At 68.7% G+C, this 24,815-nt stretch carries 22 protein-coding genes, 1 tRNA gene and 4 pseudogenes; 13 read left to right on the top strand and 14 right to left on the bottom strand.

The window, feature by feature from the left end; all coding sequences use genetic code 11:
• Positions 1-87: 87 nt before the first annotated feature.
• On the bottom strand, positions 88-972 hold the full coding sequence (locus tag BG418_RS40790; protein ID WP_188273021.1) for an AraC family transcriptional regulator: 885 nt from the start codon (positions 970-972) through the stop codon (positions 88-90).
• Positions 973-1,177: 205 nt separating this feature from the next.
• Entirely contained in the window at positions 1,178-1,807 is a 630-nt protein-coding gene (locus tag BG418_RS07955) for a hypothetical protein (protein WP_188273020.1), read from the bottom strand.
• A gap of 542 nt (positions 1,808-2,349) precedes the next feature.
• On the opposite strand from BG418_RS07955, the gene BG418_RS07950 reads away from it, so the two are divergent.
• Positions 2,350-2,772 carry a hypothetical protein gene (locus BG418_RS07950; protein ID WP_188273019.1) on the top strand — a complete coding sequence of 141 codons (423 nt, stop codon included), beginning with the start codon at positions 2,350-2,352 and terminating at the stop codon, positions 2,770-2,772.
• A 496-nt stretch (positions 2,773-3,268) separates the two neighbouring features.
• On the opposite strand, the pseudogene BG418_RS07945 reads toward BG418_RS07950, so the two are convergent.
• Positions 3,269-4,111: pseudogene (locus tag BG418_RS07945) on the bottom strand (transketolase); the annotation flags it as partial.
• 193 nt (positions 4,112-4,304) lie between these two features.
• Here BG418_RS07945 and BG418_RS07940 point away from each other — a divergent pair.
• A complete protein-coding gene (locus BG418_RS07940) occupies positions 4,305-4,478 on the top strand; it encodes a CsbD family protein (protein WP_188273018.1) in 174 nt (57 codons plus the stop codon).
• 643 nt (positions 4,479-5,121) lie between these two features.
• A pseudogene (locus BG418_RS07935) lies at positions 5,122-5,261 on the top strand (IS5/IS1182 family transposase); the annotation flags it as partial.
• A 76-nt stretch (positions 5,262-5,337) separates the two neighbouring features.
• On the opposite strand, the gene BG418_RS07930 reads toward BG418_RS07935, so the two are convergent.
• On the bottom strand, positions 5,338-6,270 hold the full coding sequence (locus BG418_RS07930; RefSeq protein ID WP_188273037.1) for a LysR family transcriptional regulator: 933 nt from the start codon (positions 6,268-6,270) through the stop codon (positions 5,338-5,340).
• A 109-nt stretch (positions 6,271-6,379) separates the two neighbouring features.
• Here BG418_RS07930 and BG418_RS07925 point away from each other — a divergent pair, with 109 nt between their 5' ends.
• The 3 genes from BG418_RS07925 (at position 6,380) to BG418_RS40445 (ending at position 8,422) form a co-directional block, all read left to right on the top strand.
• A complete protein-coding gene (locus tag BG418_RS07925; RefSeq protein WP_188273017.1) occupies positions 6,380-7,225 on the top strand; it encodes an alpha/beta fold hydrolase in 846 nt (281 codons plus the stop codon).
• Between the two features lie 323 nt (positions 7,226-7,548).
• On the top strand, positions 7,549-8,037 hold the full coding sequence (locus BG418_RS07920; RefSeq protein ID WP_223184524.1) for an RICIN domain-containing protein: 489 nt from the start codon (positions 7,549-7,551) through the stop codon (positions 8,035-8,037).
• Between the two features lie 262 nt (positions 8,038-8,299).
• Positions 8,300-8,422, top strand: a complete 123-nt coding sequence (locus BG418_RS40445) for a hypothetical protein (protein ID WP_262928557.1) — start codon at positions 8,300-8,302, stop codon at positions 8,420-8,422.
• Positions 8,423-8,701: 279 nt separating this feature from the next.
• Here BG418_RS40445 and BG418_RS07915 read toward each other — a convergent pair whose 3' ends face one another.
• Entirely contained in the window at positions 8,702-9,361 is a 660-nt protein-coding gene (locus BG418_RS07915) for a hypothetical protein (RefSeq protein ID WP_188273015.1), read from the bottom strand.
• Positions 9,362-9,672: 311 nt separating this feature from the next.
• Here BG418_RS07915 and BG418_RS07910 point away from each other — a divergent pair.
• A tRNA-Met gene (locus BG418_RS07910) sits at positions 9,673-9,749 on the top strand.
• Between the two features lie 323 nt (positions 9,750-10,072).
• Here BG418_RS07910 and BG418_RS07905 read toward each other — a convergent pair.
• Positions 10,073-10,354: a hypothetical protein gene (locus BG418_RS07905; RefSeq protein ID WP_188273014.1), complete on the bottom strand. Its 282-nt coding sequence runs from the start codon at positions 10,352-10,354 to the stop codon at positions 10,073-10,075.
• A gap of 159 nt (positions 10,355-10,513) precedes the next feature.
• Here BG418_RS07905 and BG418_RS07900 point away from each other — a divergent pair, with 159 nt between their 5' ends.
• A complete protein-coding gene (locus BG418_RS07900; RefSeq protein WP_188273013.1) occupies positions 10,514-11,029 on the top strand; it encodes a hypothetical protein in 516 nt (171 codons plus the stop codon).
• A gap of 261 nt (positions 11,030-11,290) precedes the next feature.
• On the opposite strand, the gene BG418_RS07895 is transcribed toward BG418_RS07900, so the two are convergent.
• Entirely contained in the window at positions 11,291-11,740 is a 450-nt protein-coding gene (locus BG418_RS07895) for a hypothetical protein (RefSeq protein WP_188273012.1), read from the bottom strand.
• 1,508 nt (positions 11,741-13,248) lie between these two features.
• Positions 13,249-14,019 (bottom strand): S1 family peptidase, encoded by a 771-nt coding sequence (locus BG418_RS07890; protein WP_223184523.1) that lies wholly within the window; start codon positions 14,017-14,019, stop codon positions 13,249-13,251.
• Between the two features lie 1,921 nt (positions 14,020-15,940).
• On the opposite strand from BG418_RS07890, the gene BG418_RS07885 reads away from it, so the two are divergent.
• Positions 15,941-16,132, top strand: coding sequence for a type II CAAX prenyl endopeptidase Rce1 family protein (locus BG418_RS07885; RefSeq protein WP_398997964.1), 192 nt, complete (start codon positions 15,941-15,943; stop codon positions 16,130-16,132).
• A 185-nt stretch (positions 16,133-16,317) separates the two neighbouring features.
• On the opposite strand, the gene BG418_RS07880 is transcribed toward BG418_RS07885, so the two are convergent.
• From BG418_RS07880 to BG418_RS07860, 5 genes and pseudogenes are all read right to left on the bottom strand, one after another.
• Positions 16,318-16,566, bottom strand: a complete 249-nt coding sequence (locus BG418_RS07880; RefSeq protein WP_188273010.1) for a hypothetical protein — start codon at positions 16,564-16,566, stop codon at positions 16,318-16,320.
• An 83-nt stretch (positions 16,567-16,649) separates the two neighbouring features.
• Positions 16,650-17,062: pseudogene (locus BG418_RS07875) on the bottom strand (transposase family protein); the annotation flags it as partial.
• 260 nt (positions 17,063-17,322) lie between these two features.
• Positions 17,323-18,243: a DMT family transporter gene (locus tag BG418_RS07870; protein WP_188273009.1), complete on the bottom strand. Its 921-nt coding sequence runs from the start codon at positions 18,241-18,243 to the stop codon at positions 17,323-17,325.
• Positions 18,244-18,420: 177 nt separating this feature from the next.
• Positions 18,421-19,500, bottom strand: coding sequence for a hypothetical protein (locus tag BG418_RS07865; protein ID WP_188273008.1), 1,080 nt, complete (start codon positions 19,498-19,500; stop codon positions 18,421-18,423).
• A gap of 1,466 nt (positions 19,501-20,966) precedes the next feature.
• Positions 20,967-21,125, bottom strand: coding sequence for a hypothetical protein (locus BG418_RS07860; protein WP_188273007.1), 159 nt, complete (start codon positions 21,123-21,125; stop codon positions 20,967-20,969).
• Between the two features lie 102 nt (positions 21,126-21,227).
• Between BG418_RS07860 and BG418_RS07855 the strand changes: the two genes are divergently transcribed.
• The 3 genes from BG418_RS07855 (at position 21,228) to BG418_RS07845 (ending at position 23,522) form a co-directional block, all read left to right on the top strand.
• Positions 21,228-21,749, top strand: coding sequence for a helix-turn-helix domain-containing protein (locus tag BG418_RS07855; RefSeq protein ID WP_188273006.1), 522 nt, complete (start codon positions 21,228-21,230; stop codon positions 21,747-21,749).
• Between the two features lie 219 nt (positions 21,750-21,968).
• Positions 21,969-22,202 carry a transposase gene (locus tag BG418_RS07850; protein ID WP_188273005.1) on the top strand — a complete coding sequence of 78 codons (234 nt, stop codon included), beginning with the start codon at positions 21,969-21,971 and terminating at the stop codon, positions 22,200-22,202.
• Between the two features lie 309 nt (positions 22,203-22,511).
• Positions 22,512-23,522, top strand: coding sequence for an aldo/keto reductase (locus tag BG418_RS07845; RefSeq protein WP_188273004.1), 1,011 nt, complete (start codon positions 22,512-22,514; stop codon positions 23,520-23,522).
• Between the two features lie 6 nt (positions 23,523-23,528).
• Here BG418_RS07845 and BG418_RS07840 read toward each other — a convergent pair whose 3' ends face one another.
• Positions 23,529-23,732 (bottom strand): hypothetical protein, encoded by a 204-nt coding sequence (locus BG418_RS07840; RefSeq protein ID WP_188273040.1) that lies wholly within the window; start codon positions 23,730-23,732, stop codon positions 23,529-23,531.
• Positions 23,733-23,852: 120 nt separating this feature from the next.
• On the opposite strand from BG418_RS07840, the pseudogene BG418_RS07835 reads away from it, so the two are divergent.
• Positions 23,853-24,692, top strand: a pseudogene (locus tag BG418_RS07835) (IS5 family transposase).
• Positions 24,693-24,815 lie beyond the last annotated feature (123 nt).

Raw genomic sequence — 24,815 nt, 5'->3', positions numbered from 1 at the left:
CCTCGACTGCGCATGGCCGGATTCGACGTCCGACGGCGCGCCCGGTCCACCGGTGTGCTCCGGCCGGACGATCTGGGCCCGGCGGGTTCATCCCGGCAGTACGAGGCTCGTGGGACGGCGGGCGCCGCGATCGGTGTCGGCGGGCCCGGTGTGCTCGATGCCGCGGGTACGCGCGAAGTGTGTCAGGGTCCAGCCCGTCATGGCCTTGAACTCCCGGCTCAGATGGCCCTGGTCGCAGTAGCCGGACACGGACGCGGCCGAGGCACCGGTGTGCCCTCGGGACAGCAGCCCAAGGGCACCGCGCAGACGCAGGATGCGCGAGGCGGCCTTGGGCAGCAGACCGATCTGCTGCTCGAAGCGCCGCTCCAAGTGACGTTCGCTCCAGCCGCATTCGCGGGCCAGGACGTGCACGGGGATCCGGCCCGCCGTACGGTTCATCCGCTTCCAGGCCCACAGCACCCGCGCCGAGACGCACGGCCCGTCCGTCATCCATCGGGCGAGCGTCGCGTCGAGCAGCGCGAAGCGGGTGGCCCAGTCGGGGCTGTTGCCCAGGCGCTCGCCGAGCGCCCCGTATCGCGCGCCCAAGAGATCGGAGGGTTCGACCACTCGGTTGGCCAACGCGTTCATGGGCGTACGAAAGAGCGTGTGCGCGGCCCAGGGGGCGATCACCACCTCCACCCCGCTCAGTCGCCCGTCGTGCTCACCGATCCGGGCACGCGACTGCATCCCGGCGAAGACGGAGGTGTAGGCGGTCGCGGTGGGCACGCCGGCTCCCACGGGCTCGTGGACGCTGAGTTCCTGGCCGAAGAGGATCACCAACGTGGTCATGAAGTCCGGTAGTTCGAGCCTGCGCCGCGGCCGGGCCAGGTCGAACCGGAAACCGTGGTAGCCGGCGATGCCGGAACCGAGAGCGGCTGCGGGGCGGGCAATCGCCCTCTCCCAGGTCCCGTCAGGGCAGCACTCGTACCTCACCGGATTCCTCCCCGCCATGGTCCGATTCCGACAGTCACGGCACACCTCGTCCGGTGCTCGGACGAGGTGAAGCCGGCAGGCCGGGCCGCAGTTCAGGTACTGCGGCTTGCTGATCCACTTCTGGATGACCTCGAACCCGGATACGCGGCTCTGGGTCTCGCATACGTCCCCAGCTGCAAAGCATCGTTGTTCGTCGGCGGCCTGTTCAGCAGGGGACGACTGTCCACACGTAGTACCAGTTCTGCTCCGCGGCGGCGGAGATCGGCCCCAAGGTTTGGTCCAGGTAGTCGCCGCGCTTGCCATAGAACTTCGCAGCGTGGTCTCCGTACTGGCGCTCCACCCACGATCCCCAGCCGGTGAAGTTCATGTCGTAGGAGTGGCAGTAGTACATCCGGTCTTCGCTGCCGGTCCAATGCTCGCCGCTGAAGGCGCAGAAGTAGCCGTTCGAAGTGGTGGCGTTCGGGTTGCAGATGCTGCTGTAGGCGGGGGCGGTGCTGCCGTGGTCGGTGAAGGTGCGCGGGTGCGCCTCGCCGGGGATGGCGACGCGGATGGTGCGCTTGTCGTCGACCTTGATCTCGTTGAGGGAGATCTGCTTGCCGCCGCTGCGCTTCAGGTACTTGGCGACTTCGGCGCGCAGCGCCCTGCCCTGCGCGGGGGTGAGATGCGCGGCGCGGACCTGGCCGGCGAACGGCTCGGGCGTACCGGCGCCAACGGCTGCCGCGCTGCTCCGCACACCGGCATCGGCACTGTCGGCGGCGGCCGCCGGGGCCACGGCCATCGCGAGGCCGGTTGCCGTGGCGGCCAGCGCGAGCCCGGCCTGTTGAACCTTCTTCACAGTGCACTCCTGTCCGGTCGATGCCTGCTTGCTTGTGGCCCACGACAGACTCGCCCGCCCCCGCAATGGCGGCCATCCTTTCAGCGGAGACCGAATCGTTGTCCGGGGCCGGCGGGTTCACTGTGTTGCAAGTCCACTGCCAGGCAGAATCGCCAACCGCAGGGGAACCGGGCCGCCCGCGCCAGCTGTAGCCCGGGCGGCCCGGTGGGCCTAACCAGCAAAGACCGACGATGCGTTCGGAAGGCGGATAGCCTCTCAGGCCAGCGCATCACCCCTCCGGTGATCACTCGCGGATTTGTCAGAGATTCGGCTTGCGCCGAATCCGGTGGAGCGACGCCGACTCGCGCCGACAGGCTGGGAATCGCACCGCGGTTGGGGCGCAGGAGGCATACGGACGCAAAGTTCTCGTGTGCCATCGCATCGCCCTTTGCTGTGTGCAGATCAGTTCATGGACGCAGCGGTTCCGTCCCTGCTCGCGCACGGCCAAGGCAGGTCGGCGCTGAAGGGGGATGCCCGCGGCCTGGAGAGGGAGTTTCATGCGTATGCGTTTCAGGACGTGCGCCGTTGTCGCCGTCGCGGTCGGTTCGTTCGCCACCGCCATCGGCCCGGCCTCTGCCGACTCGTACAGCCAGATCACCTACAAGGTGGTGCCCGAGGTCGCCGACCCCACCACCGAGTCCTGCTCGGCCTGGATGGACGGAGCGTGGGACGACACCCAGGGCTACTGGGTCGCCCGCGGGGTCTTCTACCCCAACGGAAGCTGGTGCAAGGCGGCCCTCTACCGCAAGAAGGACGGCACGAATACCTGGTACAAAGCCAGCAACGCGTACGCGGTCTCCACCAACACCATCCTCACCGGCTGGCACTGGGATGGTCCCGGCGCGGTGGAGAAGGCGTGCTTCACTCCCATCAACAGCGACGATCCGATCAAGGCGTCCTACTACTTCTGCACGCAACCGTATTGACGCCTCTTCCGCTGAGCGGGAGGTGTCGAGGAGCCAAGCTCGCACCGCTGGGACGGCCGCCTGCCACATACGGCACCCCGCCCCACAGGACGTGGCAAGCCACCGCCCGGTATCGCCTCGGGGCGGTGGCTCTGCGGGCGGTCTGTCCGCGACGGGGCGCGGCCAGGCCGGGTCTGGGGGTCAGCCGGGAGGGGCGGGCCGGAGGCGACCGGGTGGGGCACGTGCTGGTCGGGAGAGCCTAACCAGCGGCGGTGGTGACCGGAGGTGGTCACGGTGAGCCCGAACCGGTCGATGCCGGGTCGGCCGGAGGCGCCCCACTCCGGCCGACCGAGTGCGAACATCGCGGGAGACCACGGGCCGCCGACGGTAAGTTCCGGCGGGCCTGGTTCCGATGTACGACCGGGTATCGGGGTACGGGCGCAACATTCACCGCTACGCCGACACCCGGCTCCCGACCGACGAGCGTCGGTCGGGAGCCGGGGTTTCTCTGCCCGTGCAGCAGCCGTACGGTCGCCGCGATTGACTCGGCGTCGATCCCCACCAGGTGCAACTCCTGCTGGCGGCCGCCGAGCCGGGCATGGTCTGCGCTCCGAGGCGCACCAGGCGCGGTTCCGATCCGTCCGTGGGAGCCTCGGTCACCGCGTCACCGATTCCGCCCTGGACGCGGCGGTCTTCCACGCCCCTGACCAGGCGCCCGGTCTCCTCGGCCGGTTTCCGGAGGGTTACCGCGCCGACTGGCCTTACCGAGCACCTTGGAGCCGCCGGGCCGGAAGTCCTCGTCCGGGCCGCAGACGACGAGGGTGTGACTTCGGCTGGTGCGCAGGTAGCGCACGCCCGGCAGGTGGGCCCATGGCGGCGACCAGGTGGGCGGTCTGGTTGGGGTCGCGGGGGTAGAGGACGGTGCTGCCAAGCACCGCCCGGAACATCGCCAGGTCCGCCAGCCGCATCTGGGACGGTCCGTCCTGCCCCGATGGCGACCTGCGCGTGCCAGCCGTCGAGGTTGATCCCTGCCCGGCTGACGGCTGCCATCGGGACGAAGTCGTGGGCGCGGGCCAGGAAGGCCGCGAATGTCGAGGCGTAGGGCACACAGCCCCTGGTGTGCAGGCCCACCGCGGCGGCCACCAGCTGCTGCTCGGTGATGCAGCACCCGAAGAACCCCTCGCGGGTATGCCCTGGCGAAGAACTCCGCCCGGGGCGAGTCGCTCACCTCGCCGTCCAGCGCGACCATATCCTCGCGGGCCGAGCCGATCGCGGCCAGCGCCTGGCCGTGGGCGTCGCGGGTGGCCACCGAGTCACCTACCCCGAACCGTGACAGCTCCACATTCCCTCGCCCGACCGCCGTGCGGCTGTGGCGTCGGTCGGTGTCGGCAAGCGCCCTCGACCGCCCCAGGCCCGTACCCCCTTCGAGCAAGCACGGGGAATCCGCGCCCCTGGTACGGCTTCGGCACCGGCCCGCCCGTTTGAGATCCGGGGAAGCGGTTAGAGGTAACTCGTCGGGAAAACTCACGACGATTGTTTGAGGAGGCAATGGCATGTCAGGCAATGAGAAGGCCAGGGCCAAGACCGAGCAGGCAAAGGGAAAGGCCAAGGAGGCTGCTGGCCGCGCGGTCGGCAATGAGCGCCTCACCGCCGAGGGACGCGTCGACCAGGCCAAGGGCGATGCCCGCCAGGCCAAGGAGAAGGCCAAGGACACGTTCAAACACTGACCGCGCCCCGTGGGGAAGCATCCCGTACCGGGGCCCGGAAATCGGGAATCGGCAGTGATGCGCCGATGCATTCACTTTCCCTCACGTCCCGGCGGACACCGCTGCCGGATTTCCGGAAACGCCGTTTCGCCGGGACGGAACTCCCAGAATCCGCCCCTCGGGGCGCCCGGTGGCACTGTGCGGTGATTGCGGACCGAGGGCCCGGAGGCCGCTGGCTTCGGGTCCGGCGACGAGGGACCTTCACCGTGCGACCGCGCCGCCCCGAGGCGGTTTCGTGTAGTACGCACGCACCTTTCTGTCGCCGAAGCGAGAGAGCCGCTGCGCGCCGAGGACCGAGGGTCATCCGCGCTGCCGCCACTGTTCCCGACCGAGGTCCGCTACGGCCCGTTCCTGCGGAACGATGCACGCCGCGGACCGGCTCGACGCACCAGACCGGCCGTCGCCCCAGCCAACAGCCGGGCGACGACGTCTGCCGTGCCACCCGTTCCCGATCCACGCCGCCCAGCCGAACTGCGGCACCGCCGCCCCATTCCTCGCCCAGCCTCCCCGGTACCGAACGGCCACGAGGGGACTTGAAGGGCCGCGTACTGCGTACCGGCGTTCGCATGCTGGGCGCACCACGCCGTCGACCGCCCCGGAACCCCCTCTCGCCGTCACACTCACCGGCGGCAACCGCGACGACAGCACCCAACTCCTGGCGCTGCTGGACGCGGTCGCACCGATCCGGGCACTTCGCGGACGCCCCCCCGGCGCAAGCCCCGACGCCTGGATGCCCCGTCAGGTCTGCGTTCAGCCTCTTCGGTGACTGCGGAGAGCGGTGACAGGTACTGGGTGCATGAGAGGGGATGACCGGCCCGAATCAAGTGTGGGGTCGGAGCCGGTCGTTGAGCGCGGCACCGACGTCGGGGCAGCTCTTCCGGATGGTGTCGAGGAAGGCGCGCAGCACCGGGGAGTGATCGCGGGCCGCGAAGGACAGGACGAGATCGGGCAGGGGCGTGCGCGGGGTCACTTCACAGAACCGCACTCCCGAACGCGGGACCGCCCTCATGCGGGATGGCCCCAAGCCAACGCCCACGCCTGATGCGGCGAGGCCGATGATCGTGTGCACGTCCCTAGCGACGGTCGCGCTGCCGAGAGCCGATGAGTCCGCGCCCAGCAAGGTGCGCAGTCCCGCGACTACAGCGGGCTCGTCCTCGCCGGCCGACACGATCAGCGGCTGTCGCCGCAACTGATCGGCACTTACCGACTGTTGGCCCGCGTACGGGTGCACCGTACTCACCACAGCGATCACGTGGTCGTGTCCGATCGGGACGGACACGAGATACTCGGCTCCGGCACCCCGTGGTGGGCCGAGGGTGAGGGCCACGTCGAGCTCCCCGGCGACGAGAGCTGGGCTGCTGCGGCTAGTTGCCATCTCGTGCAGTTCCAGTCTCACGTCGGGCCGTTCACGGCGGAACCGGCTCAGGACGCCCGGCAGCGGGTCGAGCAGTGCCGAGGCGATGAAGCCGAGGCGCAACCGTCCCGTCTCGCCGCGCGCGGCCCGGCCCGCGTCGACCGTGGCCGCTGCGATCTCGTCGAGCGCCCGGCGCGCCCGCGCGAGGAACGCCTCGCCGGCGGCGGTGGGGAACACCCCCTGACGTGTGCGGTCGAACAGCCGGGCCCCGACCTCGCGCTCCAGGTCGGCGATCTGCTTGGACAGCGGCGGCTGCGCGATGCCCAGCTCGCCGGCTGCCCGGCCGAAGTGTCCGTGCTCGGCGAGAGCAACCGCGTACCGCAGGTGTCGCGCTTCTATGGTTCGCCCTCCATCCCATCAGCTACTGGCAATACCTCAAAGGTATTGCCATGCCACGTGCCAGATCTATAGATGGATGGCGCCGTGGTTCCCTGTCTGGAATGGGGCCATGACGTACGTATCTCTGACCGACACAGTCTTCGTTTTCGTGCACGGCGCCTGGCACAGCTCCGGACAGTGGGCAGCGACGCAACGCGCGCTGGCCGGACTGGGCGCCGCAAGCGTGGCCATCGATATGCCGGGGCACGGCTTCGACGCACCCCTGCCCACCGGATACCTGCTGCCCGGCCAGCCGGGCCTGCTGACCGAGAAGTCACGGCTCGCCACCCTGACGATGGACGACTGCGCCGAGGCAGTACTGAGCGTCCTGCACCAGGTGCGGCGCCATCGCACTGTCGTGCTCGTCGCGCACAGCGCGGGCGGCGGTCCCGCGTCCCTGGCCGCGGAACGGGCGCCGGAGCTGGTGGACCGGATCGTCTACCTGTCCGCTTTCGTCCCGGGCGGGCGGACACGGTTCTTCGACTATCTGGGCTCACCCGAGAACGCCACTGCGCTGGGCCGGAACCTGAACCTCGGCGACCCCGCGGCCCTGGGCGCCGTACGGATCAATCCGCTCTCATCGGATCCCGCCTACCTCGACGAACTGCGGGAAACGCACTACCACGACACCCCCCTGGACCGCTTTGACCGGTGGCGGTCCGCGCTGAGCCCTGACCTGCCCCTGGCCATCCCGACGACTCCAGTCACCCTGACCGCAGCACGCTGGGGACGAATTCCACGAACCTTCCTGCGCTGCGCCGAGGACCGGGCGCTGGCACCGGACGCGCAAGACCTCATGATCGCGGAAGCCGACCGGGCCTTCCCCGGCAACCCGTTCACCGTGCAAACCCTGCCCGGCAGCCACAGCCCGTTCGCAGCCCGGCCGGGCGAACTCGCCGCGGCCCTCGCTTCGTGAGCCGACATCGGCCCATGAAGGGTTCCCGTCCCTGCGCGGGACGGCCGCGGCCGGTGGCGGCGGGCGGCTCGTACTGCGGGTCGTACTGCCGGTCGTACTGAGCGCGACATTCGTGCAGTTGCTCACACCCTGACCTACGCCTGCTTGCTCATCACGGCCGCGCGCCTCGGCGACCAGTCGGCCCTCGGGTATCCCGCCCTCACGGCCGCGCTGACGTCGGCTCCCTTCGCGGCCATGGCCGTGCTGGGCAGCCGTAGCGCACCCGCGCCAACGCTGACACGGGTCAGCCGTGCTCACGGAAGTCCAGGTTTCAACGCATCGCCATGCTCCTGGGAGCAGTCGTGACCACCCTCACGACTTCCGTTCTGGCTGCGCCGAACGCCTCAGCCGCGGTACCGCACCTGATCACCAAGGATGGCGTCTACTGTCTCGGCACAACCAACGGAAATCACAACTCCCTGACACTCATGTGGAACTGCCACGACAGCGCTGACCAGTCCTGGTACATGACACCCCGTGGCAGCGACAGCCAGGGCACCTACTACATGATCACCAACGGTCTCGGTGACTGCCTCGGCATCTACAAGGGATCAACAGCCTCCGGCGCCGACGCCTCCGCATGGGAGTGCAACAACAACGAAGACCAGCGCTGGTACTACCAGAAGGGCTCCGACGGCTGGGGCGGCCTGGTCAACAAGCACTCCGGCATGTGCCTGGGCCGCTACAACGGCTACGACTTCCCCGGGGTCACCAACATTCAGTGGACGTGCAACGGCAACGGTGACCAGCTCTGGCGGCTCACCTCCTTCTAGGGTCTGCCGTGCAAGTGGATCTTGGTCATGGATGATCACGTCCTACGGGGCGTGGTGATCTGGCGAACGGCCAGTGGGCCCGGCTGGCGCCGTTGTTGCCGCACGGCATCAAACCGGGCCGTCCGCAGGCGTGGACGCGGCGGCAGCTGATCTCAGCATACGAGGGCCGACCCAGACGAGTGCGCAACCTCAGCACCCAGCTGCGGCTGCGGCCTCCCTGACGAAGGTCATCAAGGCCCAGGGCCACGCCAACCTCGCGACGATGACCGTCTGCGAGGGGAAGTACGGAGTCCTCGCAGAGGGCACCGGGCGCTCGACCGAACTCAACATCGCCATCGACGTCCCGGCTCCGGAGCCTTCTGCACCACCCCAGCGACTGCTGTAACCGCCGATTGCCTGGCCTCCCGCCCCTGCTCCATCGCGGCTTCCACCCTCTCGCTGTTCGGCCACGCCGCGTTGAAGTCGAGCGCACCGTTTTCCACCGCTCTCCCGGCAACTCGCAACCCGTCTGCGGCTTCCGAAGCCGGACGCGAGCCGATCAAGGCGAGGGCCCTGACGCTGGCGGGAGTCAGGGCCGTCATAGCAGCCCGGAGCAGCGTTGTTGCAGGTGTCGCGGTGCCCGCCGCGACGGCTGGCGCGGGGCACGCGCCGGGCAGGGGAACGGTTACCGGGACAGCCGCAGGTCCCAGCCGCCGTACCCCTCGTCCGCGCGGACCAGGGCCGGGGTGTAGGTCTCAGGCGCGGGCCGTCCCGCCTGCTCCCACTGCTTCAGCCAGCCGTGCAGGATGGTCAGGGGCGGGGAGTTGGGCCGGTCGGCGAGGATCGTGCCGTCCTGCTGGATAACGGCGGCAGTGGTGGCCGCGGTGTGGCCGATCGCCCACAAGTTGGGGGTCAGCCCGGCCATGGTGAGCCGGTCGTCGGCGAGGGTGGCCGCGAACGTCCGCCACGACGGCCAGTCAACCTCGCCGCCCCCGTACGGCTCGGTGTGTGCGGCCTGCAGCAGCCGTTCGAGTGTGGTGCGGGCGCCGGTGTGCAGACGGCCGGGCAGGTCCAGGTCGGGCTTCGGCAAGACGCTTGCCTCGATGTAGCCGCCGGTGGCCACCGCCTCCACGACCGGCTCGCCGCCGCTCACACGGATCGTTGCGACCACGGTCATGTTGGACACTGCGGCGATCGGCAGCGGGGCGACGATCAGCCCGCCGTCGGCGACCTGGTCCACCCACGCCTGCGGCAGCACCGGCAGAGCCTCACTCGCCAGATGAATGACGATCGCCGCCCTGTACGACACCGTCGACGCGCTCGCCGAGGATCCCCGGCCTACCACCTCAACACCCTACGGATCCATGTACGGGCGCCTGCGCGTCGGCTCCTACCGGGCGCTGTGCATCACCGACAACGTCATTCGCATCCTCGTCACCCACATCGGTCGCATGTCCAGCGAGCGTCGCCCCAGTCGGCGCCCTCCAGGCACCCTGTGGCAGCGGCGCACCGTACGGTCACGACGGCCTCTTCGCTGCGGGACTACCGGGGCGGTCGCATGTTCCATCGCGCGTTGCACGGGACCGTAGTCTTCCGACGGTCCGGCAGTACTTGGTCGGCCTGGGCCGCGGGGTGACGTAAGGTTGGGTTCACCGACGCGGGGTGGAGCAGCTCGGTAGCTCGCTGGGCTCATAACCCAGAGGTCGCAGGTTCAAATCCTGTCCCCGCTACCAACTCCGGCCCCTTCGATGCCATATCGAGGGGGCCGTATGCATGCTGGGCCCCGTTACAAGGCAGCGCAGGCGGACCCGCCGGGCTGGCGGGGCGCGATACCCGACCACTCGGCGTCGTATGCCACCGTCTCGTCCGGCAGGATCAGCAGGCCCGGCTCCCACGACCCGGGATCTGGCAGTCGTCGTGGGGCGACATTCCGACCACCACGACCACGCCCCCACCGACACCAAGCCGCTGGCGGCGCGCCCTACGCCTCCAGTGGTAATCCCCCCCCGGCACCATCCGGCTGTCCGCTTGGGGCCGGCCTGACCGGACGGGCAGCTCACGGTTCGCGGTAGGTCAGGGTCTGCGCGTCGAGGTCGAGGTGCCCTCCGCCGTGTTTGCGCAGCTGCCGCCAGGCAGCGTAGCCGGTTGTGATGGCCTTCTCCCAGTCGGCGGCACGCAGCACGCTGACCTCGAGGCGGGCGGTCATGTGGTCGATGGTGATGAGGAGTTCGTGCTCGACGTGGCGGATGTTTTCGAGATAGTGGTGGCGGCCGGCGTAGGTGAAGACGAGAGCGCTGATGCCTTCTTCAATGGCGATGGCGCGGCAGGATCGAGTCATGGCGCGTCCTCCCGCTCGCAGCGCTGGAACAATCAGATCGTTTCATCTTGAATTCGCAGGTCGGGCCGCTGGTGTGGGTGGAGATTGACGCGCTCGTGCTGGTCTCGGACGTGATCACGGCGACCGTCGGACATCGTGGAGCCGGAGCCGGAGCGCGTCGTGGCTGAGCCGGGTGCGGGCGGGATGCGGTTGGTGCCGGAGCGTGCCGAGGGGACGGGGCCGGAGGCCCTGACCTCGGAGTACCCGCGGATCATGGAGATCGTGGCCGGGGCGGACGGTCCGGTGATGGCCAAGGACGTCGCGATGTCACTGGGCCGGGAACTCACACCGGGCAAGGTCGAGCCGGTCCGCGGCCAGCTGCGAAAACTCGCCGACCGGGGCTGGCTGAAGCGGACTGGATCGGGGCGCTACCTTCCACACCCCTCTCACCAGCACCACCGCCATCCACCAAACAGCCCCGCCCGGACCACACCTCGTCAGCAACACCCACGCCGCAGCCCTCTACCTCTTCACCGCCACCCCCGCCCCGACCGCACGTACCGAGCCCCCACCTCCCTCGCCCTGCCCCACACCTTCAGCCCACCCACACCCCGATCAACCACACCCCAGCGCATCCCCTGCCGCTGGACCAATAAGCGCCACGCCCCAGCCAACCTGCTCGTCTACCACGCATGACGACCACGAACAGGAAGAGGAGACCGCCGACCGCCTCGACATCACCGGCGTCCACTGGGGGCCCACCGGCGCCGAAGCGGTCCTCCAGGTCCCTGCCGTGGTCGCCAACGGCGACTTCAACCTCTACTGGCGCCACCACGCCCGCCGCGAGTACGAACACCTCTATCCCACCCCCGACCAGCAGAAAAACGGTCATGCGGCTGACCAATAGGTACGGTTCTTCATCCGAGGTATCGGGCGGGGCGAGACTGCACCTGCTCGTCAGACACAGATCCAGCAGTAGAGCCGGTGTCCTCGCGCGACCGCCCGGCTGGCCAGGTCGGCTGCCCGGTTGAGGAACTCTGCCAGGCCCTCCGGATCCGGCGGCGTCCAGAAAACGTCCGAGGCGGCCCACTCGCGGGCAACCTCGGGCAGCACGGCACGATCAGCGTTGGCGAGGGCGTCGCGCAGAGCGTCGGTCAGCGTCAGACACAGGACCTCGCCATCGTCGAGCATCGCGATCTGGTGACCGTGCCGCGGATCGGCACAAACCGCCTCGGCCGTCCGCCCCGTGAGAAGAGCCTCAGCCGGCAGCAGATCAGTGACCGGGTCCGCACCATTGACATCGAAACCGTCATAGCCCGTCGCGATCAGTTCGCCGTCCTCGCGGACTACGGCCCGCACCGCGTCGTCATCGTCAGCAGCAGCGAAATAGCCATAGATAACTCCCATGCGACGATCTTGGCACCCACCACTGACAAACGCCGTCGACCGTTTCCCCGCAGAGGAACCGCACCCTTCGGCGCTCGACACCACCTAGAAACAGCCCCTGCGCGCTTCTCGGAGGAGTCGTACAGGCGAAGTTCGCGTGTCCCGGGTCGATAGAGATAGGGAGCGCGGCTCAAGTCCCGGGCGACACGGTCGACGGTCCTGTGAGCCAGGGTGGTCGAACGCTCGACCCAGCGGATGTCGACGCCTGGGACGCCCCGGAACAGAGGATGGTCAAGAATCCCGGCGATGACCGGGGGCAGCGTGTACGTGCGCAGTGTCTGAAAGTCCCTGAGACGGTGGATGCCGGTGCAGTCCGTGTAGAACGAGCCGCTCTTGCCGGCCGTTCGCGCGTACAGGTGTGCCAGAAGGACGGCAGCGGCCTCGCCCCATCCCGAATCGGTCAACTCGGGGACACGCACGATGCAGACGTCCCCAACCGGGTCACCCTTCCTATCGGTCCACACGAACGCGCACACCCCAGGGTCACTCCGGCTGAAGTCGCAGGTAAACCCCGCAGAATCGAGTTCAAGCCCCTTGGCTCAGGTACTCCCCGGCCCGCCGCCACACCCCGCTGCACCTCCGCCACCACATCGCGCAGCAGACGGACCGAGGACAGGTCGGCAGCAGCCTCGCAGACCTGGCGCTGCACCACCGGCAGCTGATCCCAGTAGGGGTGCGCACCCTGCAGCGGTCCAGATCGGATCGTCAAGTCAGCAAAGGAGAGCCGCGCCTGGGCCAGGGGCTGGCAGGCAGGGCGTGCCCGTACCAATGGCCGCAGCGATGGCCGGCACCAAATTGTCTGGCAGCCGCGCCACGGCCGTCTCCCCCTCGCGCACGGCGAGCAGCCCGAGACAGACGCGCGCCAGCACCGCGTCAGCAGCTTCCGTGCGGGCGTCTGCTTTCCAGCGGGCAACCATGCCGATCGCGCCCTCGCGGACCCGGAAGCCCCGGTCACACGGCCACCGATGGTGCGCCAGCGCCGTCTCAGCGCGGCACCGTAGGCCCATCCGTCGTGGACGAGACCGGCTGCATGGATCACGTGACAGATGCCCGGTTCGATCGTGCTCCCCACGCACATCCCCCAAGCGCTGTCCGACGCAAGACCCCCACGGCGCATTATCCAGGCGAGACCACGGGACGCGGTGGTACATAACGGAATGCGTCCCCAACTCTTCCCGGCAGGGCTCACGTTGCCGTACTTTCCGGCAATTCCGCTGGGGACGAAAGGCGCGTGACACAGGCCCGTGTTCGTCACCGCCCTGGTCCCGGTCCTACGCGAAGAGCACCTTCCGCAGACCGCACAAATCCCTGCCGAGCTGGCTTGACCACTTGGCCGCGATGTACGGCGTCCATCGTGCTGCCGCGGCCGGGAGCAGCACTGCCTGCCCGGGAGTGAGCCGGACAGGCAGTGGGTCCGGGGTTTGCTCCGCTGCTGGAGGTTCCCGCGAGGCGCCGGAGCGGTCAGTCGTTCAGGACGCGAGGTGGAAGCCGGCGCCGACTCCACCGTTGGCGTTCATCTCGTCGATGATGCTCAGGATGGGCGAGCTGTGCTGGGCGCCCCAGGCGTTGCCGACCAGCGTCTGCCCGACGACGACCGGGGAACCGGAGTCGCCGCCGTCGGTCCAGATGAGGTGGGTGAACCACATGTTGTGGGTGCCCAGCTTGATACCGCAGGTAAGGCCGGTGCGGTGGCCTTGCTTGCACATGCGGACCCCGTTGGCGGGCGGGGCCCCGATCGACGAGATGGTCACGCCGCCGACGGTGCTGGTGGGAGCAACTCTGCTCTCGTCCAGCAAAATTACAGCGTAGTCCAGGCCCTTGGGACCGTTGTTGAGAAGGTTGTTGGGCGTGCTGACGTACGTCACCGTGCCGATGGGACCGGTCTCCAGGTCGGGGCGGGTGTTGGGAATCGGCGCCGGGGCCTGCGCTGTTCCCGCAGGCGAGGCGTCCCGGTAGACCCTTTCCCCGACGAGCTTGTTGCCCTTGTCGTCGATGAAGCAGTGGGCATTGGTCAGCGCCACCAGCTTGCCGGCGTTGTCGCGTCCGACTGCGGTGAGGGTGCAGATGTACAGGCTCGTGGGCGCCTCCGGGCCCGGACTCATCCGGAAGACGATCCCGGTGCCGCCGCCGATGGGCGTGCGTGTGTCCGTACGGGAATCCGCGCTCGCGGACGGAACCGCGACGATGGACATCGTCGCTGCGAGGGCGGCGAAGCCGAGGGCGCGTATCACTCGTAACATGCGTTCACTCCTGTGGAGAACTGTCTTCTGTGCGGGGTGTTGCCGGGGGCGGCGGGAAACGGCGCACGGCCATGCCGATAGCAGAGCCGCCGATCACGCCGACGACCCCTCCCACCACCGTGCCCGGTCCGGGCAGGAAGGTGCCGACGACGCCTCCCGTGATCGAACGATCCGCACGCTAGCCACGGTGCGCAGAACCGGGTACCCGGAACATTCCAGGTGGACAGCAAGCCCGCTCCCGACGGCGCACCGAACATTTCTCCGGTGACGGTTGCCTCAGACCCCCCTGCGATCAGTTCTCATTCACAAGTGATCCGACACGAGCAGAGAGTGCTCTATGTAGGCGCGGGTACGGGCGTCGCCGGACATACGGACCAGGGCGATGCGGTAGAGCGCAGCCCAACGCGATGACCGCGTGGACGGGACAAACGCGATCTGCGCACTGACCTAATGAGTGCGCAGCTCGCCGAACATAGCTGCGCAGAAAAGAGTTCAGTCCCCAGGTCAAGCCATCGCGCACTGAACTGCTTTCTCGCGTCCGACACAGCTCGGCGAACTGAGGATGCTGTCCCGCCTCGCCGAAGGTTGAGCGGTTCTCAGCGAAGGTCGAGCGCACTACGTCCGTCTCAACGAAGATTGACCGCTTCCGGTCAGGCTGCTCACGGCACTCAGCGAGCGCGCTGACCACGTCGGGACGCTCGCAGACGCTGGTGTCGACGTCGATCCCGCCAGCACTCCAATCGGTCGCGCGAGGCTTGCGGGAAGACGGAATTGAGCGCGGCGGACGCGGCGGCCGGCGTGATGAGCAGCACGATTACCCACCAGGGCGCACCACTGTTCCACAGCAAGACCGGCGAGGTGACGGCGGCGGCACCAACCAGAGGTAGGGCGCGATTCTGAATGTCCACTTGGGGCTACCTTCCTCGGCGTGAGCCGACATCGGCCCTCCCACACGCAATGACGCTTTCTTTGCCCTTAAGGTCTAGCGCGCCATCTCGACGGTCGGAGGCGTACCCCTGGCCCACGGCGCGGAACTTCCACTCACCGCCAAGCAGGTAGCTCGCGGCCGTTCGCACAGATCAGGGCGCTGGCCTTCAGGAACTCCGTGCCGACGGTGAAGCGGGACTTCAGCCCAGATCGATCTGCACGTGGGTGAGTCGAGGAACATCATCAGCAGGAACCGCTCCGAAGGTGCCGAGCGAACCCTGTAGTTGTGCCGTAGCCGAGAAGCTCGGTCAAAAAGGGTCAAACTTCGTTGAGACGGACGTAGTGCGCTCAACCTTCGCTGAGAACGTCTTTGGGGGTCAGGTGGATACTCGCCGCACGGCTTGCGTGACCGACGGCCGAGGCGAACGCCCGCCCACCGCCATGCACCGGGGAGCCCACCTGCTGGTGTGGCTCTTTCTCTCGTTCGCAGCCCTCTTGGCCGCCCAGGCCGTGCGGGACGCCTTCACCTTCGTGCCCGGGTTCGTGCCGTGGGACGGCGAAAGCCCCCGCCGTTTCTGCGCCCTGCTCGGCGCTGCGACATGGTCCACCGTGCTAGCTGCCTGTATCGGCTGGGGAAACATCTCACTGCGGACGGCTGCTGGGAGGTTCGCCCACGGCCTGGGACTACGCCGGGCCCCGAAGCGCCAGACGCTGCGATGGACAGCGGTCGCCCTCGCCACCGCGGTGGTGCTGTGGGCGGCAGCCCAGCTCGTGCTTCGTCTTCCCGGTCTCACGTCAGTTCCCGCTGTCGAGGACTCGCGCACGGCCGCCGTAGCGCAGACCTCGGTCCCGGTACGGTTCTGCTACGGGCTGCTCGCCCCCGCACCACTGGAGGAACTCCTCTACCGCGGACCGCTGCTGGCGCTCTGGCTGGCCCTCCTCACCGCACAGCGCCACGGTAACTGGCTAGGGCGCCGATGGGTACTGCTGGTGGCTGACGGGAGCCGCCACCGCCGCCTCTGCCGCTCCCTTCGCCGCCGGGCACACCATGGGCGGCAGCGCCAACGTCGCGCACGCCGCCTTCCTCGCCGTGTCCACGACCGCCATCACCCTGTGGCAGCGCTCCCTCGTCCCCGCCCTGGCCGCCCACGGACTCTACGACGCGTACGCCTTCGCCTGGGCATGACCCAGCACAAGAGCGCCGACGGCGGCGAACGCTCATCAGGGCGCGGGGCTGGTACGGGACGTCCAGGTTCCGTCAGGCCGCGGGCAGTCCGGCCCCGCGGACGGCTTGGCAGCGAGGCGGACGGCGACGCGCCCGGTTACGGCCTGCGGGCAGGGCCGCCGTACGGTCCGCCCCCTGGTGGTGCTTCAGCCGACCGCAGTCTCGCCGGGGGCGTCCTGGTCTGCGGCGGGTGCCGCTTGCTGGACCAGGACCTGCTCCAGCGTCTCGTAGAGCGAGCCGGCCCGCTGGCTGCTCGGGCCGCCGAAGATCTCCCGCTCGGTGGTCATCAGTACCAGCCAGTGCGCGCCGGTCATCGTCATGCGGCCAGCCGCGCGGAGCGCGGACAGCACGCGACGGTGCTCGGGCTTGTTCAACTGGCCCCGCACCGGCGTCACCAGCCGGTGCGCCCCCCACACACAACTGCTGCCGCAGATGAAGCGGCACCTCGCCCCACGACGGGTCCTGCGCCCCGGGCAGCATCCAGCCGCGCGCGACCCCCTCGGCCTGGGCGTAGGCGAACACGTCCTGCAGCGTCCGCAGCCGCAGGCCGGGACGCCCGGGGACAGCACACCCCCGCCCGGCCAGCAGACCCCGGATCTCCCCGATGGCCCGGGTGATGGTGGAGCGGTCCACACCGAACAGCATCCCCAGGACGGCGTGCGGCAGATCATGGCGCAGATGAATCAGCGTCGCCACCACCCGGTCCACGAACACCAACCGGTACCGGGCGCCGGCACCTGCCGCACGCTTCCTCGCCCCACCCCGCACCCGGCAACGACGTCCTTCCTCAGCAGCTGTCCACGGCCCGGCCAACTCCTCGACCAGCAATCCCAGATGAGCCGTGGAGACGCCCGTGAACAACGGATGCACCAACACAGACCGATCAATCACGCCCCTCACAACCAGAGCATGCCCGCCCGCTATCACGCACCAACTCGTTACTGCCGCCGGCACCAACATCGTCCGCCTCAGCGAATGCCTCCCGCCCGGCACCACGCCCCCCACGCACCCCGCAGCCGCTCACCCCAATCCAGCGGCTGTGCCGGAACACTGCCCAACCGTCCGGGAGTTGACCAATCGAAGATCGCCAACAGCATCCCGAATATGCGACAGAGCCATTGACGGCACAGACCCCGGCCTCGGCTGGCCGGTCACCGCAGGCGGGACTCGCTCTTGCCGCCGGGGGTGTCGTCCAGGGGCGCGGGGCTGCTGGGCGGTGCGGTGGCGGGCTGCGGTGGGTGGCGGGTGCCAGGGCGGCCAGCGCCGAGCAGAGTGGCGGCGATACCGAGGACGAGCCCCGCACAGGCGCCCGCGTCCGGGGTCTGGCCAAGCACCGGCCAGGCCAGAACCGCGGCGGTGGGCGGGACGAGGCTGAAGGCGGTGCTGGCGCGGGCGGCGCCGCCGCGGCTGACGGCCGCCAGGATCAGGCGAGTGCCGATCACCGAGTTGACCACCGTCAGCCACACGACGACCAGGCTGGCGGTGTGCCAGTCGGAGACGCCGCCGTCCTCCAGTACGGCCAGCACCGCCAGGGGTGGAACAGCGGAGGCAAGCTGGACGGCAGTGGCGGCCTTCAGGTCGACACCGGTACAGAACCGCTGCTGGTAGACGGCGCTGCCGGCCAGCCCCAGCAGCCCGAACACGGTGAGCGCGCTGCCGGCGTCCAGAGGTCCGGCCGCGGCGAGCCGGCCGGCCAGCGCGGACACCACGGCGGCGATGCCCAGGCCGAGTCCGAGCAACTGGCGCCTGCGCAGGCGGGTGCGGAAGACCACCGCGGTCAGCGCGGCGGTCACCACCGGGAGCAGGCCGAAGACGAGGGCCGATACGGCCGCCGGGACGCCGGCCGCCAAGCCCGCGTACAGGCCGGCGAAGTGCACGCACTGGCCCAGCAGGCCCACCACGCAGCAGTGCAGCAAGAGCCGGCCACGCGGCCAGGCGACGCGCCCGACCCAGGCGATGCACAGGGCCGCTGTGGCCGCCAGTGCGAGGCGGACCGCGGTGAGGGCGAAGGGCGAGGCGGCGCCCACTCCCAGGGAGCCGATGGGGTAGCCCGACGCGGAGGCGAACACCATCCCCGCGGTGAGTGCAGGTGACAGTGGCCGCAGGTCCGTGGGGCTGCCTGTGTGCGTGCGTGACCCCGTGCGCATGGGAGGTCGCCTGCTTCCTTGTCGCTGGTCGCCGCTGCTGGCCGGGGCGGGAGAGAAGTCCGGCTGGCCGGCGCGCGCTTGGGGCGCACCGGCCGGTCGGGGCTAGATCGAGAGCATGGCCTCGTACGGGGTGCTGGCGGCGGTGCCCGCAGCCTCGATGCAGCGCTGCACGAGGTGGGTGACCACCTTGCGGACCACGTCGTGGGCGAGCGGCTTGTTGAAGAGCTCGCCGGGCCACGCCTGGCGGGAGAACCACTCCAGACGTGAGGTGAGGGCGCCGCCGAGGGTCAGGACCTGGCCTGGCAGAGCGGTGATGTCCTGGGCACTGACCTGGCGCATCAGGGCCAGCCCCGCTTCGCCTGCCGGGACCGAGTGGTTGTGGGCCAGCAGGAGCAGTGTGCCCGGGCGCAGCGCCTGCAGGCTGGAGTTCTCCAGCTCGTTGCCCCAGGTGTTCGCCACGATCACGCCGGCCCGGTTCAGGACCTGGTCGGTGTAGCAACCGGGAGCGGAGGGCAGGACGGCGTATCCGTCGAGTGAGTTCTGGGTTTCGGGATAGGCGATGTCGGCGACCGCCACGTCCGGATAGCGGGAGGTTTTCAGGTAGTTGAAGAATTCGCTGCCCATCGCGCCGTTGGAGCCGAGGAGGGTCAGCGGTCCGTTGAGGTTCGGTTTCAGTGATTCGAACGCGGCGATGACGCCGGTGGTGGAGAACGACGATTTTCCGCCGCAGCCGCCGTTGGCCCGGTTGATGCCCAGGACGTGCGGGGTGTACCGGTGGAGGAGGTCGGCCAGTCCGGCGAAGCGGCCGAAGTCAGGGGTGAGTTTGACAGCACCGTTCATCTGGTTGAGGAAGTCCCCGACGCCCGCGAAGACCGGTTCGATGGTGGCCCGGAAGTCCTCGTGCAGCGGGTCCGCGAGGATGGCGGCGACGTGCTCGTCGTGCGGGCGGATGACGCACCGGCCGCCGCCCACGTTGCTGTCCAGGAAGCCGGGTGGCAGGCCCCCGAAGTCGTTCACCACCCCGTCGGCAATGGTCTGGTTGATGAGGCGGTTCTTCAGCTGGCTCTCGTTCACGGCCAGCCGCGTCAGAACCGTCACGGTCTCTTCGTCGCTGGTGTCGAAGGGGACCGTACGGCTGCCCCCGTAGGCGTAGTCGATCCCGTCCTGTTCGTCCCATGCCACCCAGGCATCGGCATTCGCGAGTTCCAGCCTGACCCAGCTCGCTCCGTTTTCCGACCCGGTTTGCGCGTGCATCAAAAATCATCCCCCTGTGGACGTGAGTGTTGATCTTGGTGGGTGCGATCTCTGTTCGGGCGCGACGACACCGTGTGCACGAGGCGGAGTGGGAGTGCTCATCGTCGACACGGATGTCGTACGAGTCGAACGCCGACTGCGCGAGGGCGCCTTGGACGCACATCGTGCGGGTGCGCCTTGGCGCTGTGGAGTCACGAACGAGCGAAGGAAGTAGACGGTGATCTCGGTGCCCGGTTGTTCTTGCGGCCGCGCCGAAGGCGTTGTTCGGGTTGCCGCGTCACTCCTGCGCCACTGGCCGATCTGGTGGTACCTCGGCGCTCGGGACACAGCGGGACCCGGCGCGCGTCGGCACGGACGCCGTGTGCGCGCTCGTTCCGCCGGGTGTGACGGGCGTGGATGTGAGCTGGGCAGCGTTGTCGGCTCCTGCCCCTGCCACGTTCAGGGCGGTGGTCAAGGCCGCCGCCGGCAACCCTCCGGAGATCGTGTTGCGGACTCCCATGACTGTCTTCCCCCTTGGGCCCGGTCCAGAGGTGGTACGGGCCCTGTTTCCCCCGTCGCGTTCAGCATGGGCGGGCTCGTAGCCCGGCCTCTATACGAGGTTCTGCGTAGGGTGTAGCTCCTACTGCACCCAAAGTACAAGCGGCTCGCGCAGGCGACGCCCCTGCACCATCCGCTTGCATATCGTCGTCAAGCGCGGCTCCACCGAGCAGATCGTCGCCATCGACGACGATCGAGCCAAACTCCTGCTGTGCCGCCCGCATTCCGTCGAGCAGCCGGTCCAGCGAGCGGCGATGGAACGGCCTGCCCAACGTCATCGACATGCCGAACCTCGGGGCGGCGATCGCGCTCACGAACATCAAACCCGCCCTTTCCATGACCCAGAGTGGTCATCGAGAACCGTCCTGGCCAGACCCGTCGCAGAATTCCCGATTCCGTTATCGTCCAGAATTCCCGCTTCCGTTACCGAAGGGAGCCTGGCCGTGTTTCTGACGGGAACACCTGACGGCAATCTACGGAGACCCGGAAGAAACGCGGTATCCCAAAATTCTGGGTATTGCGGAGCCGTGGATTCGGCTGTAAAGCGTGTCGCGAAAGGCTGTAAACCGGGCATTCCCCCGGTATGGCCGGGGTGTTGAGGGTGAGCGGCCGCACCCGACGAACGCGCCCTGGCCCGCGCCCCGTTGGGCCAGATTCAGCGCTTCGGCCCCTTGGCTCGGCACCGCCACCGGGTCCACCGGGGCCGACGGCGCCAACGGCGCTCCCCCCCAGCGGCCACGGCGGGGTCGGCTGCGGCTGTGACAACGGCACCATCACCGTCGCCACCAAGGCTGCAGGCAGCACCCGCGGCAACGGCGGGACCGGCGGCCGGCTCTGCACGGTTTAGGCCGATACTGCTACAGCTGGGAGAGGGCGAGGAAGCTGGCGGCGGCCCAGTCGATGCGGCGGGCGTGGCAGTGATTGAGGTACAGGGCGAGACGTCCGGCGTAGACGCGTTCGATGTTCGGCGAGCGACCCTTGTTCCGCAGCGACTGCAGGAACGCGCAGGCTGGCACGTGCAGGGTGTAGGTGGCCGTGTCGGCCGCCACCCAGCGCTCTAAGCGATCTTGGTGATTTGTGGTGTGGTTGGGGTAGGCGACTCGTTGGGAGGGGTTGCCATGGTGATGAAGCCGCCGCGGGTGGAGTTGTCACCGGCCCAAGTCACGCAACTGCGGCGGCGGTTGAGGGCCCGGGATCTCGCACCCAATGAGAGGGTGCGACTGGAGCGTGTGCGGCTTGCGGCCCAGGGCCGCACGGCGCCCGAGGTCGCGCTGGTCCTCGAGAAGCACGTGGTCACGGTACGAGGGGCATTGCATCGCTTCCTCGACGGTGGGTTCGAGGCTCTGGCCGATGCGCCGCGACCGGGGCGGCCGCCCCGGTGGGAGCGCGAGGACCTGGACGCGCTGGAGGACATGCTGGATGCCTCCGCTGCCGAGGGGCGGATCTGGACGCTGCCGGCGCTGGCCGAGTGGCTGCGCCGTGAGCGCGGAGTCGACCTGGATTCCTCCTGGCTGTCGGTGCTGTTGCACCGGGACGGGTTCCGCTGGAAACGCACCCGCGACAGCATCCGGCACCAGGCCGATCCGGCCCTCCAGGCCGCCGCATGGGAGCGGCTGGAGGGTTTACGGCTGTACGGCTGAGGTCCGAAGCCGGTGTGGAGGATCTGTACTACCTGGACGAGTGCGGGTTCTCGCCGACCCTGCCCACCGACTACACCTGGGCCCGCACCGGGACACGGGTGGTGGTGAAGCGGGAGGACACCAAGAACCGCCGGGTCAACGTGCTCGGCTCGTTGAACGACACCGGCCCCCGGCCCGGGCTCGTATGGACCACTGCCGAGGGGAAGTATCGACGCGGAGATGGTCCTCGACTTCGTCTGCACTCACATCGCCCGGCTGCCCGGCGGCGCCGACAGCCTCGGCGCACTGTCCGGCTTCCAGCGGTACCGCCCCTGCCCCATCGTGCTGGACAACGCTGCCATCCACCACGCCCAGCTCTTCAAGGGACGCCGCGAGGAACTCGCGGACATCGGGGTCCATCTGTTCTACCTCCCTCCGAGATCACCGGAGTTGAACCGCGTCGAATGCGTGTAGCGCTCGGTCAAGTATCAGGACACGCCCGTCCGCGCCTATACCAGCACCCCCGAACTGCACACCGCCATCGACACCGCCCTGACGCGGCGAGCGGCCACGATGGCCCCACACCCAACTCAAATACCCAGGGCCGCTTCGTGTTGTGAAGCGTCTTCGCAGGTAGGAAGACACTGCTAAGTACGGGCAAGTAAGAGATTCCGCGGGTAGGGGCGCCCTCGCGAACGCTGCGATACCGCCGCCCGGACCAGCGGAACATGCCCACGCCTCCGAGTTTGCGTTAGAGCGCACTCCAACTCCTAGGTTCGGCGCATGCGTTACATCAAACTCGGAACGACCGGACTGGAAGTCTCCGCCATCGGCCTCGGTTGCATGAGCTTCGGCGAGCGGGACCGGGGCGGCGAGCCCTGGTCAGTGGGCGCGGACGCCAGCCGGGACATCATCAAGCAAGCCCTCGAAAGCGGCGTCAACTTCCTCGACACGGCCAATGGGTACAGCGCCGGAAGCAGCGAGGAGGTCGTCGGCCAGGCGGTCAAGGACTTCACCCGGCGCGAGGAGGTCGTTCTCTCCACCAAGGTCTGGATGCGGATGCGCCCCGGCCCGAATGGCGCTGGGCTGTCCCGCAAGGCGATCTTCGCCGAGCTCGACGCCTCCCTGAAGCGACTGGGGACCGACTACATCGACCTGTACCAGATCCACCGCTGGGACTACGACACCCCGATTGAGGAAACCCTCGAGGCGCTGCACGACGCGGTCAAGTCCGGGAAGGTCCGCTACATCGGAGCCTCTTCCATGTACGCCTGGCAGTTCGCCAAGGCCCTGTACCTGGCTGATCTGAACGGCTGGACCCGGTTCGTGTCGATGCAGGACCACTACAACCTCATCCACCGAGAAGCAGAGCGGGAGATGCTCCCGCTCTGCGCCGACCAGGGCATCGGCGTGATTCCGTGGAGCCCGCTGGCGCGGGGCAGGCTGACGCGGGTCCGGGACACCGCCACGGCGCGTGCCAGGACCGATGAGGGCGGCAAGATCCTCTACCGCGACGAGGACCAGGCAGTGGCCGAGCGCGTCCACGAGATCGCGGGCAAGCGGGGTCTGTCCCCGGCCCAGGTCGCCCTGGCCTGGGTCATGCGCAACCCGGCGGTGGCCTCGCCCATCGTCGGGGTCACCAAGCCGGCCCAGCTTGCCGACGCACTCGCCGCGGTGAACGTCGAACTCGACGAAGACGAGGCCGCCTACGTGGAGGAGCCCTACCAGCCGCACGAGGTCGCCTACCTGGAGGAGTCTTTCTACAAGTCGCGCCCTGTGGCGGGCTCCCGGTAGCCCGGGCTACCGCCGGGCCTTCGAGGAGTCCTTGGCCTCGGCCTTCACAGCCCTGTGGTGGGCCCGGCGGTACGTGCGGGCGGTCGCGCGCAACTGCATGATCTGCGCGCTGCCCGCCGGCGCGGTGAGCTGGATGCCCGCCACCTCGGCCAGCAGCAGGGCCACGCGCAGCGGGACGTGCCCGCGGTCACCGAAGTAGCTGACGTCCATCGACTGCTCCTGAGTTTGGTAAGAGATGTCGCGGGCAGGGCGTAAGGCCGATGTGCGCGGGCACCGGGATCCGTTTTGACGTGGGACTCCTACGTCTCTACATCTGAAAACGGAGCACCGGTGCCCGCCGTCGAAGCATGGGCAATCGAGCCCTTGTGGGTCCAGTTCGAGGCCCTCCTGCCACCGCGTCTCGAGACACATCCGTGGGGCTGTCACAACCCACGGATCCCGGACCGGATCGTGTTCGACAAGCTCGTCGCGAAACTCGTCTTCGGCGGCTCGCACGAGAAGCACGCCGATCAATCGTGCTCGGCAACCACGATGAGAACCCGACTCAACGAGTGGATCGCGGCCGGTGTCTTCGCAGAGCTGGAGCAGATCGTGCTGGAGACCTACGACCGTGTCGTGGGCCTGGACCCGGCCGACATCACCGTCGACGGGCAGATCACCAAAGCGGCCTGCGGTGGCGAGGTCGCCGGGAAACCACCGATTGACCGAGGAAAACTCGGGATCAAGTGGTCGCGGATGACCGACGGACGCGGGATCCCGCTGGGCTGTGTCGTGACCGGCGCGAACCGGCACGACTCCCCGTTGCTGCGCCCGAACGCTAGAGAAGCTCGCGCGTTTCGAGCTCGCGTTGCCTGAGCAGATCACGGTGCACCTTGACGCGGGCTACGACTCCACGGTCACCCGCAAACTGCTGACCGATCTCGGCTGCGAGCGGCGGATCCAGCCCAAGGGCGTCGTGACCCGATCAACCACACTCGCCGCTGGGTCGTCGAGCGCACCAACTCCTGGTACAGCCGCGGCTTCAACTTCACCCTTTCCTGCACGGAACGTCGAGCGGTCGTCATCAACGCACCGCTCGCGTTGATGACCGCGATCAGCGTGATCCGACGCCTCATCCGCGAAGCCCGGACCAGCCAACGCTGGGACGCACGGCCAGCCCGCCGACCATGACGCCTTGTCCTCTTCCCGCGGAATCTCTAAGGCATGTAGTGAGGGCGGACACGGGCACAGAGGCTGGGACCCGACCGGACTATGCCTGGCCCCGGTCGCCGGGCAGTTGGCTGTGGCTCGCAC

Origin of the sequence: Streptomyces sp. CBMA152 (assembly GCF_014596475.1) — a bacterium.
GTDB lineage: Bacteria > Actinomycetota > Actinomycetes > Streptomycetales > Streptomycetaceae > Streptomyces.
This window is presented reverse-complemented; position numbering and strand designations above follow the sequence as displayed.